11 protein-coding genes are annotated in these 15,102 nt (G+C 66.8%); 8 read left to right on the forward strand and 3 right to left on the reverse strand.

Going from position 1 to position 15,102, the window contains the following annotated elements; genetic code table 11:
* Positions 1–3: 3 nt before the first annotated feature.
* Together gspE and gspD are read right to left on the reverse strand one after the other, a co-directional pair.
* Positions 4–1,500 (reverse strand): type II secretion system ATPase GspE, encoded by a 1,497-nt coding sequence (gene gspE, locus ACFIMZ_RS00390; protein WP_084906302.1) that lies wholly within the window; start codon positions 1,498–1,500, stop codon positions 4–6.
* Complete coding sequence (gspD, locus tag ACFIMZ_RS00395; RefSeq protein WP_431820929.1) at positions 1,497–3,797, reverse strand: type II secretion system secretin GspD; 2,301 nt, start codon at positions 3,795–3,797, stop codon at positions 1,497–1,499. The genes gspE and gspD overlap by 4 nt, the downstream gene beginning before the upstream one ends.
* Positions 3,798–4,184: 387 nt before the next feature.
* Here gspD and ACFIMZ_RS00400 point away from each other — a divergent pair, with 387 nt between their 5' ends.
* Both ACFIMZ_RS00400 and ACFIMZ_RS00405 read left to right on the forward strand, forming a co-directional pair.
* The gene (locus ACFIMZ_RS00400) at positions 4,185–4,634 is read left to right on the forward strand and encodes a lytic transglycosylase domain-containing protein (RefSeq protein ID WP_431820930.1); all 450 of its coding nucleotides are present in this window, start codon (positions 4,185–4,187) and stop codon (positions 4,632–4,634) included.
* Between the two features lie 148 nt (positions 4,635–4,782).
* Entirely contained in the window at positions 4,783–6,111 is a 1,329-nt protein-coding gene (locus ACFIMZ_RS00405; RefSeq protein ID WP_431820931.1) for a GTP-binding protein, read from the forward strand.
* 104 nt (positions 6,112–6,215) lie between these two features.
* On the opposite strand, the gene ACFIMZ_RS00410 is transcribed toward ACFIMZ_RS00405, so the two are convergent.
* Entirely contained in the window at positions 6,216–6,494 is a 279-nt protein-coding gene (locus tag ACFIMZ_RS00410) for an HU family DNA-binding protein (protein WP_006401505.1), read from the reverse strand.
* 388 nt (positions 6,495–6,882) lie between these two features.
* On the opposite strand from ACFIMZ_RS00410, the gene mnmC reads away from it, so the two are divergent.
* The 6 genes from mnmC (at position 6,883) to ACFIMZ_RS00440 (ending at position 15,022) form a co-directional block, all read left to right on the forward strand.
* A complete protein-coding gene (gene mnmC / locus ACFIMZ_RS00415; protein WP_431820932.1) occupies positions 6,883–8,853 on the forward strand; it encodes a bifunctional tRNA (5-methylaminomethyl-2-thiouridine)(34)-methyltransferase MnmD/FAD-dependent 5-carboxymethylaminomethyl-2-thiouridine(34) oxidoreductase MnmC in 1,971 nt (656 codons plus the stop codon).
* A gap of 673 nt (positions 8,854–9,526) precedes the next feature.
* Entirely contained in the window at positions 9,527–10,741 is a 1,215-nt protein-coding gene (locus ACFIMZ_RS00420) for a cation:proton antiporter (RefSeq protein ID WP_431820933.1), read from the forward strand.
* A 14-nt stretch (positions 10,742–10,755) separates the two neighbouring features.
* Complete coding sequence (locus ACFIMZ_RS00425) at positions 10,756–11,871, forward strand: YbdK family carboxylate-amine ligase (protein WP_431820934.1); 1,116 nt, start codon at positions 10,756–10,758, stop codon at positions 11,869–11,871.
* 529 nt (positions 11,872–12,400) lie between these two features.
* Positions 12,401–13,045 carry a MarR family winged helix-turn-helix transcriptional regulator gene (locus ACFIMZ_RS00430; RefSeq protein WP_431820935.1) on the forward strand — a complete coding sequence of 215 codons (645 nt, stop codon included), beginning with the start codon at positions 12,401–12,403 and terminating at the stop codon, positions 13,043–13,045.
* A 28-nt stretch (positions 13,046–13,073) separates the two neighbouring features.
* Entirely contained in the window at positions 13,074–13,784 is a 711-nt protein-coding gene (locus tag ACFIMZ_RS00435) for a glutamine amidotransferase (RefSeq protein WP_431820936.1), read from the forward strand.
* Positions 13,785–13,909: 125 nt separating this feature from the next.
* The gene (locus ACFIMZ_RS00440) at positions 13,910–15,022 is read left to right on the forward strand and encodes an NADH:flavin oxidoreductase/NADH oxidase (RefSeq protein WP_431820937.1); all 1,113 of its coding nucleotides are present in this window, start codon (positions 13,910–13,912) and stop codon (positions 15,020–15,022) included.
* Positions 15,023–15,102: the final 80 nt, after the last annotated feature.

Raw genomic sequence — 15,102 nt, forward strand, 5'->3', positions numbered from 1 at the left:
GCGCTATGCGCCTCCCGTCACGCGCAACACTTCCTCGAGCGACGTCGCGCCCGCCGCGAGCCAGCGCTCGGCGTCGTCGCGCAGCGTGCGCATCCCTTGCGCGCGGCCCGTCGCGAGAATCTCCGCGTCGGCCGCGTTGCGGTGGATCAGCGTGCGGATCGACTCGTCGACGATCAGCAGTTCGTATACGCCGCGCCGGCCCGCATAGCCCGAATGCCCGCACTTGTCGCAGCCGACCGGATGCCACACCGTGCGGCCTTCCTCATGCCGCTCCTCCTTGCAGGCCGGGCAGAGCTGCCGCACGAGCCGCTGCGCGAGCACGCCGAGCAGCGACGACGCGAGCAGATACGGCTCGACGCCCATGTCGGTCAGGCGCGTGACGGCCGATGCCGCATCGTTCGTGTGCAGCGTCGCGAGCACGAGGTGGCCCGTCAGCGACGCCTGCACCGCGATCTGCGCGGTTTCGAGGTCGCGGATTTCGCCGATCATGATCACGTCCGGGTCCTGCCGCAGGATCGAGCGCAGCGCGCGTGCGAAGGTCATCCCGATCCGCTCGTTCACCTGCGTCTGGCCGATGCCGGACAGGTCGTATTCGATCGGGTCCTCGACGGTCATGATGTTGGTCGTCGCGGTTTCGAGCCGCGACATCGACGCGTACAGCGTCGTCGTCTTGCCCGAGCCCGTCGGGCCCGTGACGAGCACGATGCCGTGCGGGCGCGCGATCAGCTTGTCGAACTGCGTGAGCGTGTCGCGGCCCATCCCGAGCGCTTCGAGGTTCAGCCGCTGCGCGTCCTTTTCGAGCAGACGCAGCACCGCGCGCTCGCCGTGCCCGGTCGGCAGCGTCGACACCCGCACGTCCACCGGCCGGCCGCCGACCCGCAGCGTGATGCGGCCGTCCTGCGGCAGGCGCTTCTCGGCGATGTCGAGCTGCGCCATGATCTTGATCCGCGAGATCAGCGCGCCGTGCAGCGCCTTCTTCGGCCGCACGACGTCGCGCAGCGTGCCGTCGACGCGAAAGCGCACGACCGACGCGTTCTCGAACGGCTCGATGTGGATGTCCGACGCCTGTTCGCGCGCCGCTTGCGTGAGCAGCGCGTTGATCATCCGGATGATCGGCGCGTCGTCTTCCGATTCGAGCAAATCCTCGACTTCGGGGATGTCCTGCATCAGCCGCGACAGGTCGACTTCGCCCTCGACCTCGCCGACCACCTGCGCGGCGCTGCCGTCCTGGCGCGCGTACGCCTGGTTGATCGCGTGCGCGAGTTCGTCGGCGGGCAGGCGCAGCACCGAGATCGAGCCGAAGTTGCGCGCGATCTCCGCGAGCGCCGCGTCGCTCGTGCGGTCGCTGATCCACACTTCGAGCGTGTCCTCGTGCTGATGCGCGATCAGCACCTGGCCGCTCTTCGCGAAGCCGTACGGCAAGAGCCGCGCGGCGAGCGGCGACGGCGGCGGGCGTTCGCCCGGCGCGCCTTCGTGGGCGGAGGCGAGCACGTCGCTCACTGCGAGGCTCCCGACGGGGCCGTCAGCGGCTGTTGCTGCATCTGCTGCTGCGGGACGGCTTGCGGCTGCGCTTGCTGCGCCGGCTGTTGCGGCGCGGGCTGCTGGCCCTGCTGCTGGCGGCGCATCTTGTCGAGATCGAACAGGTTCATCGCGGGCGAGCCGCCCTTGCTCGGGCCGAGCGGCATCGGCGGCACGACCGGGTCGTCCTTGTCCTTGATGATGTTGTTGTCCGACCTGTACGCGCCCGTCACGCCCTGGATGTAGTCGTACCGATTCGCCGTGACGGCCTGCGCGGTCTCGCGGTCGCTGATGATCACCGGGCGCAGGAACACCATCAGATTGGTCTTCTGCCGGGACTTGGACTCCGATCGGAACAACTGGCCGATCCACGGGATGTCGCCCAGCAGCGGCACCTTGCTGTTCGACACGTTGTAGTTGTCCTGCATCAAACCGCCGAGCACGATGATCTCACCGTTGTCCGCGAGCACGGTCGACTGGATCGAGCGCTTGTTGAACGTCGGCCCGGGATTATTGGCGGTCGTCGAAACGGTCGACTGAACCACCGACGAATCTTCCGTGTAGAGCTGCAGCTTCAGGATGCCGCCATCGGTGATCTGCGGCTTCACGTGCAGCGTGAGGCCGACGTCGCGGCGATCGTACGTGTTGAACGCATTGCCCCCCGTGCTGCTCGTCAGGTTCGAGTACGAACCTGTCGGGATCGGCACGTTCTGGCCAACGACGATCTTCGCTTCTTCGTTGTCGAGCGTGACGAGGTTCGGCGTCGACAGCACGTTCGCGTCGCTCGAGCCGGCGAAGTACTGCAACAGCGCGCCGAGCCCCTGGACGCCGAACATATTGCGCAGCCAGCCGATGTTCAGGCCCGGCGTGAGCGCGCCGACCGCAGTGAGCGGCGACGTCACGGCCTTGCCGGTCAGATCGACGATGCTGTTGCCGAGCCCCGCGCCGCTTATCGATGCTCCGCTCGGCAGGTTCGTGCCCGCAAAGAGCGCGTTGTTCGCCACCTGCCACTGGATCCCCAGGTTGCCGGACGTCGTCGCCTGCAGCTCGACGACGAGCGCCTCGATGTACACCTGCGCGCGCCGCGCGTCGAGCTGGTCGATCACCGCGCGCAGGTTCCGGTACACCGGATCGGGCGCCGTGATGATCAGCGAGTTCGTCGCCGCGTCGGCCTGGATCATCCCGCCCGGCTGGTTGTCGTCACCCTTGTCCTTGTCGCCGCCCAGGAGGCCGCCGGTGCCGAGGCCGCCGCCTTGCGACGAGCCGCCACCGCCATAGGATGACGACGACGAGCCGCCGAGACCGCCCGACGGCAGCGGCGGAGTGCCCGCGGTGCCGGTCGAGAAGTTGCCGCTCGACGACGAGCCGCCCTGGTTGAACGCGTTCGCGTCGTTTGACGTCGCCGACGCGCCGCTGTCGCTGCCGCCCTTGCCGAGCATCCCGCGCAGCGTCTTCGCAAGCTTCACTGCTTCGGCGTTCTTCAGCGGCACCACGTGCATGTTGCCCGGCACGCCGCTCGGCGCGTCGAGCTGCTGCACGAGCCGCTTCGCGGCCGCGAGGCGCGACGCGCTCGACGCGCGCAGCATCAGTGAATTGGTGCGCGGGTCGGCGATGACCGACACCTTCAGCGTCGCGTCGCTGTTGCCGATCGCGCCGGGGTCGAGCATCTTCTGCAACTGCGCGGCCAGATCGATCGCGTTCGCGTTCCTGAGCGGCACGACCAGCACCTGCGCGCCGGCGGCGCTGTCGACGCCCGCGATGATCTGCGCGATCCGGCGCACGTTGTCCGCATAGTCGGTGACGACAATCGTGTTGTTGGCCGGATACGCGGTGACCGTGTTGTTCGGCGAGATCAGCGGCCGCAGCACCGGCAGCAGGTTGTTCGCCGATTCGTTACGCAGCTCGAACACCTGCGTGACGACCTGGTCGCCGCGCGCCTGCGGCGCGTTGCCGATATAGGTCGGCACGCCCTGCAGCTTGGCGTCGGCCTCGGGCACGACCTTCAGCACGCCGTGATCCTGCACGAGCGCGAAGCCCTGCATACGCAGCGCGGACTGCAGCGTCTTCAGCGCCTGGTCTTCCGGCACCGCGCGCTCGGCGACGAGGTTGAGCTGCCCCTTCACGCGCGGATCGACGATGATCGTCTTGCCGGTCGCGGCGCCGATCGCCTTGGCGACCTGATCGATATCCGCGTTCACGAAGTTGAGCGTGACCTGAGCATGGGCGGCCTGCGAGACGATGATGCCGGCGACCATCAGCGTCGCGGCAACACGCCGCATAACGAAGCGATTTCTTGTCATGGATGAATGGGTCGATGCCGGCTCAGGCCACATCCGGCGGTGGTACTGGATCCAATTCCGAAAACAGCGACATTAGCAGTTTTTCATGTCCGAAATATCACATCGATCCGAATACTGTCTCATATACGACAGCATTCCTGATGGATGTATGCGAGATGTAAGATTTCGTGTTTGCTTCCGCTTGTTCGGTCTTCGTCATCATTTCAGGATGAATTGAAACGAAAATGCGGTATAACCCGGCATGCGGCGCCACGCTTGCCGCAACGCGACCGGCTGCCGGTATGATACGGGCGTCGCATTGCATATCGCGCGAATTCCGTTCCGGCTGCGGGTTTTCCCGCCCCCGTTTTCTGCCTTTTTCGATCAATGAACAGACGGCTCGTTTCGATTGCGTTGATTACTGCCGGCGCATGGCTCGCCAGCGGCAACGCTCGCGCCGATTGTTTCGACGAAGCGGCCAAATACCAGCAGGTCAATCCGCTGATCCTGCGCGCGATCGCATGGCAGGAATCGCGCAACCGTCCGGACGCAAGGAACAAGAATGCGAACGGCTCGACCGACTACGGGCTGATGCAGATCAATTCGATCCATCTGCCGGTGCTGTCGCGCTACGGGATCGGCCGCGACACGCTGATGGAGCCGTGCAAGAACGTCTATATCGCGGCGTGGCACCTGCGCCAGAAGATGAACCGGTACGGCAACACGTGGCAGGCGGTCGGCGCCTATCACTCGGAAACGCCGTCGCTGCGCGACAAGTACGCAAAGCAGATCGCCGGCATCCTCACGCAATGGAAATTGCTGCCGCCGCAGCCGTGACCCGGCGCGATGCCGGCCGGCCGGCGCGCGTTTGATGCACAATGCGGGCTCACGCCGCGAATTTGCCCCGGCGCCCGGCCCCGGCCGATGGCGCTCCGATCGGGCCGCCGCGGCCGCTTTTTCCTCTTTTCCGTTGGTGCGTATCGTTATGAATCCGGCAATGAACCAGCCGTTGCCCGTCACCGTGCTGTCCGGTTTTCTCGGCGCCGGCAAGACCACGCTGCTCAACCATATCCTCGCGAACCGCGCGGGCCTGAAGGTCGCCGTGATCGTCAACGATCTCGCGGCGGTCAACATCGACGCGTCGCTCGTGCGCGATGCGCAGGCGCTGTCGCACGTCGAGGAGCGACTCGTCGAGATGTCGAACGGCTGCATCTGCTGCACGCTGCGCGACGACCTGCTCGTCGAGATCCGCAAGCTCGCCGGGGAAGGCCGCTTCGACGCGATCCTGATCGAGTCGACCGGGATCGCCGAGCCGATGCCGATCGCCGAAACCTTCACGTTCGTCGACGACGACGGCACGTCGCTCGGCGAGCTCGCGCGGCTCGACACGCTGGTCACCGTCGTCGACGCTTTCAATTTCCTGCGCGACTACGGTTCGGACGACGCGCTCGCCGCACGCGGCATCGCGGCCAGCGAGGACGACGACCGCACGCTCGTCGAACTGCTGATCGAGCAGATCGAATTCTGCGACGTGCTCGTGATCAACAAGGCCGACCTCGTCGGCGCGGACGAACTGGCGCGACTGCAGCACATCCTCGCGCGGCTGAACCCGCGCGCGCACCAGGTCGTGTCGACGTTCGGCAACGTGCCGCCCCGCGAGCTGCTGAACACCGGCCGCTTCGATTTCGACGAGGCGGCGAACGCGCCGGGCTGGCTCGCGTCGCTCGAGCACGCGCATGACCACGATCATGATTGTGAGCACTGCGACGACCATGACCATGCGCATCCGCACGTGCATGGCGAGGCGGACGAATTCGGCATCGGCAACTTCGTGTACCGCGCGCGCCGGCCGTTCCATCCGGCGCGCCTGTGGGCGCTGCTGCATCAGGAGTGGCCGGGCGTGCTGCGCAGCAAGGGGTTCTTCTGGCTCGCGACGCGCAACGACATCGCCGGCTCGCTGTCGCAGGCGGGCGGCGTGTGCCGGCACGGGCCGGCAGGCTTGTGGTGGGCCGCGCAGGATCGCGCGGAATGGCCGGACGACGACGCGCTGCTCGCCGAGATCCGCACGGAGTGGCAGGGCGACCTCGATGACCGCTCGGTCGGCGACCGGCGCCAGGAACTCGTGCTGATCGGCATCGATCTGGACGCGGGCGCATGGCGCGCGAAGCTCGACGCGTGCCTGCTGACCGACAAGGAATTCGCGCTCGGCGCCGCAGGATGGACGGAGCTGTTCGACGACCCGTTCCCGGCCTGGGACATCGACTCGCACGACGATGAAGACCACGGCGACGCGCAGATCCTGCATCGTTCGTAACAACCGTTAAATCTTGCAAATGCGGCGCGAAGTGTGGCGAAAAAGCCGCGCGCCGCACGAAAAAAACCCGCCGAATGGCGGGTTTTTCCTGACAGGCGCTGAACTTAACGCTTGTTGACGGCGTCCTTGAACGCCTTGCCAGCCGTGAACTTGACGGTCTTGGCTGCCGGGATCTTGATGGTTTCACCCGTCTTCGGGTTGCGGCCCGTACGTGCCGCGCGCTTGCCCGAACCGAAGCTGCCGAAGCCGATCAGCTGAACCGCGTCGCCCTTCGACACGGCTTTCTTGATGACTTCGAGCAGCGTGTCCAGCGTTTCGCCGGTTTGAGCCTTGCTGGCGCCCGTTTGGGCGGCGACGGCGTCGATCAGTTCCTGTTTGTTCATTAAGGTTCCTTTTTCAGGTTAGGTTGACACGAACAGCGCGAACGCGCCGATTATACGTGCGCGAACCGTGCCGTCGAGAGTCGGACTCCGACGGCACTCCGCCGAATCCTGGCCCCGCAGGACGGCCTCCGGCATGCCGAAGGCCGCCCCGCAGAACGGCGCTTGCTATGATAGCGCAGCGCAAACCCAATAACGACAAGGGTTTCAAAGATTTTCATCGGTATTTCGCCGAATGAATCACTGCTTGCGGGTTTTTTGACCTGCGCCAACCGGACAGGATACGCAGCGCGATCGGCCCATGCGCAGCGCCGTTGGTTTTTGCCAACGGCGTGCCGGGCCGGTCCGCGCAATCCCTTGCCAGGCTTGGCCGCCACGATATTTGTTTCGCATGCCAGACCGACTCGTTCCCGCCACGCTCGCGTTCCGCGACGACGGCACCCTCGTCTCGCCCGCTTACGGCGACATCTATCACAGCACTGCGGGCGCGCTCGCGCAGGCGAACCACGTGTTCGTCGCAGGCAACCGCCTGCCCGCGCGCTGGCAGGGCAGGCGCACGTTCACGATCGTCGAGACCGGCTTCGGCGCCGGCGTCAACTTCCTCGCGACCTGGGCCGCATGGCGCGACGATCCCGCGCGCTGCGAGCGGCTCCATTTCGTGTCGGTCGAGAAGCATCCGTTCACGCGCGACGACCTGCGCCGCGCCGCATCGCATGTCGTTGCAGATGCAACGACATCGGCGGACGTCGACGCGCTCGCCGACGCGTGGCCGATGCTCGTGCCGGGCCTGCACCGGCTCGAATTCGATGGCGGACGCGTCGTGCTCACGCTCGTGTTCGGCGATGCGCTCGCGATGCTGCCGAAGCTCGCGGTGCGCGCCGACGCGTTCTATCTCGATGGCTTCGCGCCGTCGAAAAACCCCGACCTGTGGTCGGTCGACGTGTTTCGCGCGCTCGCGCGCCTCGCCGGCGACGGCGCGACGTTCGCGACGTATTCGAGCTCGGGCGCCGTGAAGCACGCGCTCCTGGAAGCGAGCTTCGCGTATCGCAAGATCGGCGGCTTCACCGGCAAACGCGCGATGCTCGTCGGTGAATTCGCGCCGCGCTGGCAGATGCGCCGCCACGAGCCGCCGCGTGCGCTGCCGGTCGAAACGCGCCGCGCGATCGTGATCGGCGCGGGCCTCGCGGGCTGCGCAGTGGTCGAGCGGCTCGCCGCGCGCGGCTGGGACGTCACGCTGATCGAGCGGCGCGAACGCATCGCAAGCGAAGCGTCGGGCAATCCCGCCGGCGTGTTCCATCCGCTGATGACGCGCGACGACAACGTCGCGAGCCGGCTCACGCGCAGCGGCTTCCTCCACGCGCTCGCACGCTGGCGCGCGCTCGAACGCGCGGGCTACGGGTTCGGGCGCAGCACGCGCGGAATAATCCAGCTCGCGGAATCAGCCGACGATTTCGAGCGGATGCGCGCGGCCTTCGACGCGCTCGGCGTGCCGCCGGACTATGCGCGGCTGCTGAACGTCGACGAAGCGCGCGCGCGCCTGTTGCTGCCGGTCGCGCACGGCGGCCTGCTGTTTCCGCATGGCGGCGCGGTGCGGCCGGCCGAGTTGTCCACCGCGCAGTGCGCGGCGGCCGGTGAGCGCGTGCAGATCCTGACGCGCACCGAAGTCGCTCGGCTCGAGCGGCATGGCGCCAACTGGCGCGCGCTCGACGCCGCCGGCCGGACGCTCGCCGAAGCACCGGCCGTCGTGCTCGCCAACGCCGGCGACGCGGTGCGGCTTGCCGGCCTTCGGCACGTCGCGCTGCAGCCGGTGCGCGGGCAGCTCACGCTGCTGCCGCCGGGCAGCACGGCGCCGCTCGACTGCCCGGCGATCGGCGACGGCTATGCGGTGCCGCTCGACGACGGCACGCTGCTGATCGGCGCGACGTTCGAACCCGACGACGTCGACCCGGCGCTGCGTCCGGCGGGTCATGCCGAAAACCTGGAGCGGGTCCGGCGCCTGCTTCCCGGCCTGATCGGGGACGCGCCCGGCGTGGACCAGCTACCCGGCCGTGTCGCGTTCCGCTGGGTCGCCGGCGACCGGCTGCCGCTGATCGGCCCGCTCGCGGACGAAGCGCAGGCGCTTGCCCACGCGAAGGCGCTCAGCGGTGCGAAAGCGCGCGACCTGCCGCGCACCGAGGGCCTTTACGGCGCGTTCGGCTACGGTTCGCGCGGCCTCGTCTGGGCGGCGCTCGGCGCCGAGCTGATCGCGTCGCAACTCGAAGGCGAGCCGTGGCCGCTCGAGCGCGAGCTCGCCGAAGCGATCGATCCGGCCCGCTTCCTGATCCGCGCACTGCGCGCCCGACAGGTGGGCGCGGCCAACTGACGCGCCGCACTTCCGCATCACAGTGATCGCAGTTCGTCGCGCGATGTTATCCACGCTCACCTGTGGATAACCGCGCGAAATCCGTGCGTACTCCGTGTGCAATCACAGTGGACGTAAACTGGGCAAGTCGGCACAGCTGTGAAACGGCCAAAAGTTGCTCAACTCAAACCGCTGTGCGCGCACAGCCTGTGCAGCGGGTTATGGTTTCGCCAACGTGTTGATCCGTCTACGTAAACCGAAGTTATCCACAGAACTGTGCGGTTCTTGTTAACTTCTACTACGTATATATACAGGTAAACCTTTGAATCGAAAGGCAAGCCCGCCCGCTGGACGGCCGGTCTGCCAGGCAATCGGTTCCAGAGCGAAAAACCTGTGGCACAATCGGTTTCCTTCGCGTTCGTCCGGCCAGGCGCCGGACATGCTTCAATGGAACGGTCGGCACAGTTTCGAATCTGAATCTTCGAGATCGCGCAGACCATTCACACACCAGGCCGACAATCCAGATCGGCATACCTGAGCGACATTGCCGCCGGATGGCGGAGCAGGCTGTTCCCATGTCCTGCCGTCGTGCACAACAATCACATTTCGGGGCAATACCCAGCCGGCGCGCATCTCGACGTTGACGCTTGACCCCGTGTCGCTGGCGGTTGCTTCCAAAGGAGAAGTCACCACGATGAAGTCGGCGTTCTCATTCCTGCCCAATTGGCCGCTCGCGCCGGATGCCGTGTTCTGGGCCGGGCTCGCGCTGTTCGCCGCCGGCCTGTGCGGCGAGCTCTGCTATCGCGCGTGGCGGCTGCCGCGCATCACCGGCTACGCGGTGATCGGCCTCATTGCCGGCTCGTTTGGTTTCGGCGTGATCGACGCCAGCACGAACGAAACGTCGCGACTGCTGATCGACGTCGCGCTCGGCCTGCTGCTGTTCGAGCTCGGCAGCCGGCTCGACTTGCGCTGGATCCGCCGCAATCCGTGGCTGATCGCGTCGAGCCTCGCCGAAGCCACGCTCACGTTCGTGCTCGTGCTGTTCATGCTGCTCGCGCTCGGCGTGTCGGGCATGGTCGCGCTCGTGCTGTCGGCGATCGCGATCGCGACGTCGCCGTCGATGGTGATCCAGCTGAAGACCGAGCTGCGCGCGGAAGGGCAGGTGTCGCAGCGCCTGATCACGCTGACCGCGCTCAACAGCGTCTATGCAGTCGTGCTGACCAAGCTCGTGACGAGCTGGCTGCACCAGGAGGCGTACGGCAACGTGTTCGCGACGGTCCTGCAGCCGGTCTACCTGCTGGTCGGCTCGTTCATCGTCGCGTACCTCGTCGCGCGCGCGTGCATCTACCTGTTTCGCCACATGACCGCGACGATGCGCAACGAGCATTCGTTCGTCGCGCTGTTCGGGCTGGTGATGCTCGCGATCGCGGTCGCGCAGGCGCTGAAGCTGTCGACGCTGCTCACGCTGCTGCTCGCCGGCATCATCGTGAAGAACCTCGAGGCGCGTCCGCAGCTCTGGCCCGAGCACTTCGGCACCGCCGGCTGGCTGCTGACGGTCATCCTGTTCGTGCTGACGCTGACGTCGTTCACGTGGGGCGACATCGCGCTAGGCGGGCTGTTCGCCATCGCGCTGATCGTGACGCGGCTGGCCGCGAAACTGGCCGGCGTCGTCGCGTTCGCGAAGCCGAGCGGCATCGGGATGAAGCAGGGCGTCGCGCTTGGCATCGCGCTGTCGCCGATGTCCGCGCTCGCGTACCTGCTCGTCGACGATACCTACCAGCTGTACCCGAATTTCGATCCGCACCTGCGCGCGATCGTGATGTGCTCGATCGTGGTGCTGCAGCTGGTCGGCCCGTTCCTCGTCTACCGCTGCCTGTCGGCGGTCGGCGAACGCAGCGACAGCAACTGACTCCGGAAACTGCCATGGCACTCGAAACCTTCGTCAATTCCGAACCGTTCACGTTCGGCGTCGAACTGGAAATCCAGGTCGTCAACACGCACAACTACGATCTGACGAAAGCGGCGTCCGACCTGATGCGGCTGATCCAGGGCGAAAAATTCCCGGGCAACATCACGCCGGAAATCACCGAGAGCATGATCGAGCTGTCGACCGGCATCTGCCATACGCACGAGCAGGCGGTCGGCGAGCTGCATGCGATCCGCGACGTGCTCGTCAAGGCGGCCGACCAGCTCAACGTCGGGCTGTGCGGCGGCGGCACGCACGCGTTCCAGCAATGGAGCGAGCGGCAGATCTACGACGCGCCGCGCTTCCAGTACATCTCCGAGCTGTACGGCTATCTGGCGAAACAGTTCACCGTGTTCGGCCAGCACGTGCACATCGGCTGCCCGGACCCGGACAGCGCGCTGTTCCTGCTGCACTCGATGTCGCGCTTCATTCCGCATTTCATTGCGCTGTCGGCGTCGTCGCCGTTCGTGCAGAACGTCGACACCGGCTTTCATTCCGCGCGCCTGAATTCGGTGTTCGCGTTCCCGCTGTCCGGCCGCGCGCCGTTCGTGCTGACCTGGAACGGCTTCGAGGAGTACTTCACGAAGATGGTGAACACCGGCGTCGTCAATTCGATGAAGGATTTCTACTGGGACATCCGGCCGAAGCCCGGCTACGGCACGATCGAGGTGCGCGTGATGGACACGCCGCTGTCGGTCGACCGCGCGGCGGCGATCGCGTGCTACATCCAGACGCTCGCGCGCTACCTGCTGACCGACCGGCCGCTGACGCTGTCCGAGGACGACTATCTCGTCTACACGTTCAACCGCTTCGAGGCGTGCCGGTTCGGGCTCGAAGGCACCTGCGTGAATCCTCAGACCGGCGAGCGCCGCACGATCGCCGAGGATGTCCTCGACACGCTCGACCGGATTGCTCCGCATGCTGCAGAACTCGGCTCGCGCGCGGCGCTCGACGAGATCGGCGCGCTCGCGAAAGCGCGCGTGAACGACGCGTCGTGGCTGCGCACGGTCTTCAAACAGGAAAAATCGCTGAATGAGACCGTCCGCCAGCAGTGCTTACGTTGGCGCGAATGAAAAAATGTTTTGCGGATTGCAGGCTCGACCGCAAAGCAATTCGCTGAGCGAAGGTTGACGGAGTGCTGAGGGACGGTTGACGCAGGTCAATGGCGAAATCGTTTGCAGGTTTCTTCCAAATCTGTGGATAACCCGATATTCCTCTGCAAAGTCAACGGCCTGCCGAACGGATAACCCGGTGGATGGCAAGCTGGTGGCGGCTTGCCCGGCGATGCGGGAAAATGCTTGCCGGTCCGGTGGCGCCGATTGGAGAAAATCCGAGCACAACGTTTTCCGGTCTTATTCAGCCGTTATCCACAGATTGAAGGGGATAACTTAGCTGTGCGATTTTCCGCTCTCGCTTAGAATGTCGGCTTTGCGGACGCCGGAACGACGTGTGTCTCACCGGTTGCCGCGATGGCGGCCGCCGTGTGTGCCTCGCGACGGCCGTGTCGGGTGCGTGAGGTCTTGCGCGCCTCTTTTGAGACAGAGATTCGATCTCCACACTACGGCTGCCCGGGAAGACGGGCGGCGGCAAAGCGAAAAGACTATGAGCGAAGGCGTTTACGGGAACCAGGCTGCGGGTCGTGTCACCCACAGTCTGCTGCGGTTGAGTACGGCCATGCGGAGCCAGGCATGGGATTGGGCGGAAGGTGCCGGCCTCACGCCGACGCAGGGCGAGATCCTCGTGCTGCTGCTGCAACGCAAGGGCCCGATGCGGCTCGGCGAGATCGCGCGCGAGACGCAGCTCACCGCGGCGACGACGAGCGATGCGGTCAGCACGCTCGAGACCAAGGGGCTGGTCGAAAAGCGTCGTGCGCTGGACGACGGCCGCGCGCTCGCGGTGCGGCTCTCCGCCCGCGGCCGCACCGCGGCGAAGAAGGCGCTGCAGTGGCCCGAGTTCCTGACCAAGGCGGTCGGCACGCTCGGCGCGGACGAGCAGGGCGCGCTGTACCGCGCGCTGCTGAAGACGCTGCGCGAGCTGCAGGTGGCCGGCGCGACGCCGCCGCACCGGATGTGCGTGACGTGCGCGCACTTCCAGCCGTCGAAGGCGTCGAAGAAGGCGGCCGCCGCGCACTACTGCGCGGCGCTCGACCTGACGCTCGCCGACAGCGACCTGCGCCTCGATTGTTCGGTACACGAAGAAGCTGACGCGGCGACGCAGAAGAAGATCTGGAAGATTTTCGCGGCCTGACGTCCGTCGATCGACCGGGAGGCCGATGATGAACGCTGAAGTCGTGGCAATCCGCCACGTGCATTTCGAGGACCTCGGGAGTTTCGAGCAAGTGCTCGGCGAACGGGGGAGGCGGGTGCGTTACGTCGACGTCGGATCATCCCGGGTCGAGGTGCTCGACGTGCTCGAGCCATCGCTCTTCGTTGTGCTCGGCGGACCGGTCAGCGTGTACGACGACGCGCAGTATCCGACGAACGCGCCGCTCGCGGCGCTCGTCAAGCAGCGCATCGACGCGGGCCTGCCGATCCTGGGCATCTGCCTCGGTGCGCAGTTCATCGCGCGCGCGCTCGGCGCGCGCGTCTATCCGGCCGCGCACAAGGAGCTCGGCTGGACGCCGCTCACGCTCACCGACGCGGGCCGCGCGTCCGCGCTGCGTCATCTCGACGGCGCGGCGACGTCGATGCTGCACTGGCACGGCGATACCTTCGACCTGCCGGGCGGCGCGATCCATCTCGCGTCGACGCCCGCATGCCCCCACCAGGCGTTCGCATGGGGGCAGCACGTGCTCGCGCTGCAATGCCATCCGGAAATCCGCGCCGATCGCTTCGAACCCTGGCTGATCGGCAACGCCGGCGAAATCGCTGCGACGCCGGGCATCGACGCGCGCCAGCTGCGCGCCGAGACAGCGCAACACGGCCCCGCGCTCGAAACGGCCGCGCGCCGCATGTTCGCGGAATGGCTCGACAGCGTCGGGATTTGAGCCCGCGCCGGCCTTACCTGGGCGGCCCCACCTGACCAATCGCTTACCGTCGAACCCGCGTCCTGCACGCAACGGACGCGCGTGCTACGCTCAGCCGCTGTTTCCCTTTCCGAGCGAGCGCCACCATGACTGCGCTGTTTTCACCGTTCACGCTGCGCGGCGTGACCCTTCCGAACCGGATCGTCGTCTCCCCGATGTGCCAGTACTCCGCCGAGCGTGGCGAGGCGACCGACTGGCACATGATTCATCTCGGCCACCTCGCGCTGTCGGGCGCGGGGCTGCTCTGCATCGAGGCGACCGCGGTCGAGCCGGACGGGCGCATCACGCACCAGGACCTCGGCCTCTGGGACGACGCGACCGAAGCCGCGCTGAAACCGGTGCTGGCGGCGATCCGCAAGCATGCGCCGATCCGCGTCGCGATGCAGCTGTCGCATGCGGGCCGCAAGGCGTCGAGCCAGGTGCCGTGGGACGGCGGCCAGCTGATTCCGGTCGCCGACGGCGGCTGGCTTCCGCATGCGCCGTCGGACGTGCCGCACAAGGATGGCGAGACGCCGCCGCTGGCGCTCGACACCGCGGGCCTGAACCGGATCCGCGACGCGTTCGCGGCGGCCGCGAAGCGCGCTGCGCGGCTCGGCATCGACGCGATCGAAGTGCACGCGGCGCACGGCTATCTGCTGCACCAGTTCCTGTCGCCACTCGCGAACCGGCGCACCGACGAATACGGCGGCTCGCGCGAGAACCGGATGCGCTTTCCGCTCGAGATCTTCGAGATCGTGCGCGCGGCGTTTCCGGAGGATCGGCCGGTCGGCGTGCGCGTGTCCGCGACCGACTGGGTCGAGGGCGGCTGGGAGCTCGACGATACGATCGCGTTCGCGCACGAGCTGAAGCGCCGCGACTGCGACTGGATCGACGTGTCGTCGGGCGGCGTGTCGCCGCTGCAGAAGATTCCGCTGTCGCCGGGCTACCAGGTGCCGTTCGCGCAGGCGGTGAAGCGCGCGGTCGGCATGCCGACGATCGCGGTCGGCCTGATCAACGAGCCGGCGCACGCGAACCGGCTGATCGACGCGGGCGACGCCGACTTCGTCGCGATGGCGCGCGCGATGCTGTACGACCCGCGCTGGCCGTGGCACGCGGCCGCCGAACTCGGCGCGGAGGTGACGGCGCCGCCGCAGTACTGGCGTTCGCAGCCGCGCGAGCACAAGACGCTGTTCGGCGACATTGCGTTCGGCCAGCGTTGAATGCCGCGTTCGCGGTTGAATGTTGCAATCCCGACCGTGTAGGATGCGAGTGATTCGCCGCATGCCCTGACGCGGCGCCG

The organism is Burkholderia sp. F1 (genome assembly GCF_050813845.1).
Taxonomy (GTDB): domain Bacteria; phylum Pseudomonadota; class Gammaproteobacteria; order Burkholderiales; family Burkholderiaceae; genus Burkholderia; species Burkholderia ubonensis.

Bases quoted from the DNA above. Each gene is read 5' to 3' on its own strand.
- gspD (WP_431820929.1), bottom strand. From the start codon at position 3,797: ATGCGGCGTGTTGCCGCGACGCTGATGGTCGCCGGCATCATCGTCTCG.
- ACFIMZ_RS00400 (WP_431820930.1), top strand. From the start codon at position 4,185: ATGAACAGACGGCTCGTTTCGATTGCGTTGATTACTGCCGGCGCATGG.
- ACFIMZ_RS00405 (WP_431820931.1), top strand. From the start codon at position 4,783: ATGAATCCGGCAATGAACCAGCCGTTGCCCGTCACCGTGCTGTCCGGT.
- ACFIMZ_RS00410 (WP_006401505.1), bottom strand. From the start codon at position 6,494: ATGAACAAACAGGAACTGATCGACGCCGTCGCCGCCCAAACGGGCGCC.
- mnmC (WP_431820932.1), top strand. From the start codon at position 6,883: ATGCCAGACCGACTCGTTCCCGCCACGCTCGCGTTCCGCGACGACGGC.
- ACFIMZ_RS00420 (WP_431820933.1), top strand. From the start codon at position 9,527: ATGAAGTCGGCGTTCTCATTCCTGCCCAATTGGCCGCTCGCGCCGGAT.
- ACFIMZ_RS00425 (WP_431820934.1), top strand. From the start codon at position 10,756: ATGGCACTCGAAACCTTCGTCAATTCCGAACCGTTCACGTTCGGCGTC.
- ACFIMZ_RS00430 (WP_431820935.1), top strand. From the start codon at position 12,401: ATGAGCGAAGGCGTTTACGGGAACCAGGCTGCGGGTCGTGTCACCCAC.
- ACFIMZ_RS00435 (WP_431820936.1), top strand. From the start codon at position 13,074: ATGAACGCTGAAGTCGTGGCAATCCGCCACGTGCATTTCGAGGACCTC.
- ACFIMZ_RS00440 (WP_431820937.1), top strand. From the start codon at position 13,910: ATGACTGCGCTGTTTTCACCGTTCACGCTGCGCGGCGTGACCCTTCCG.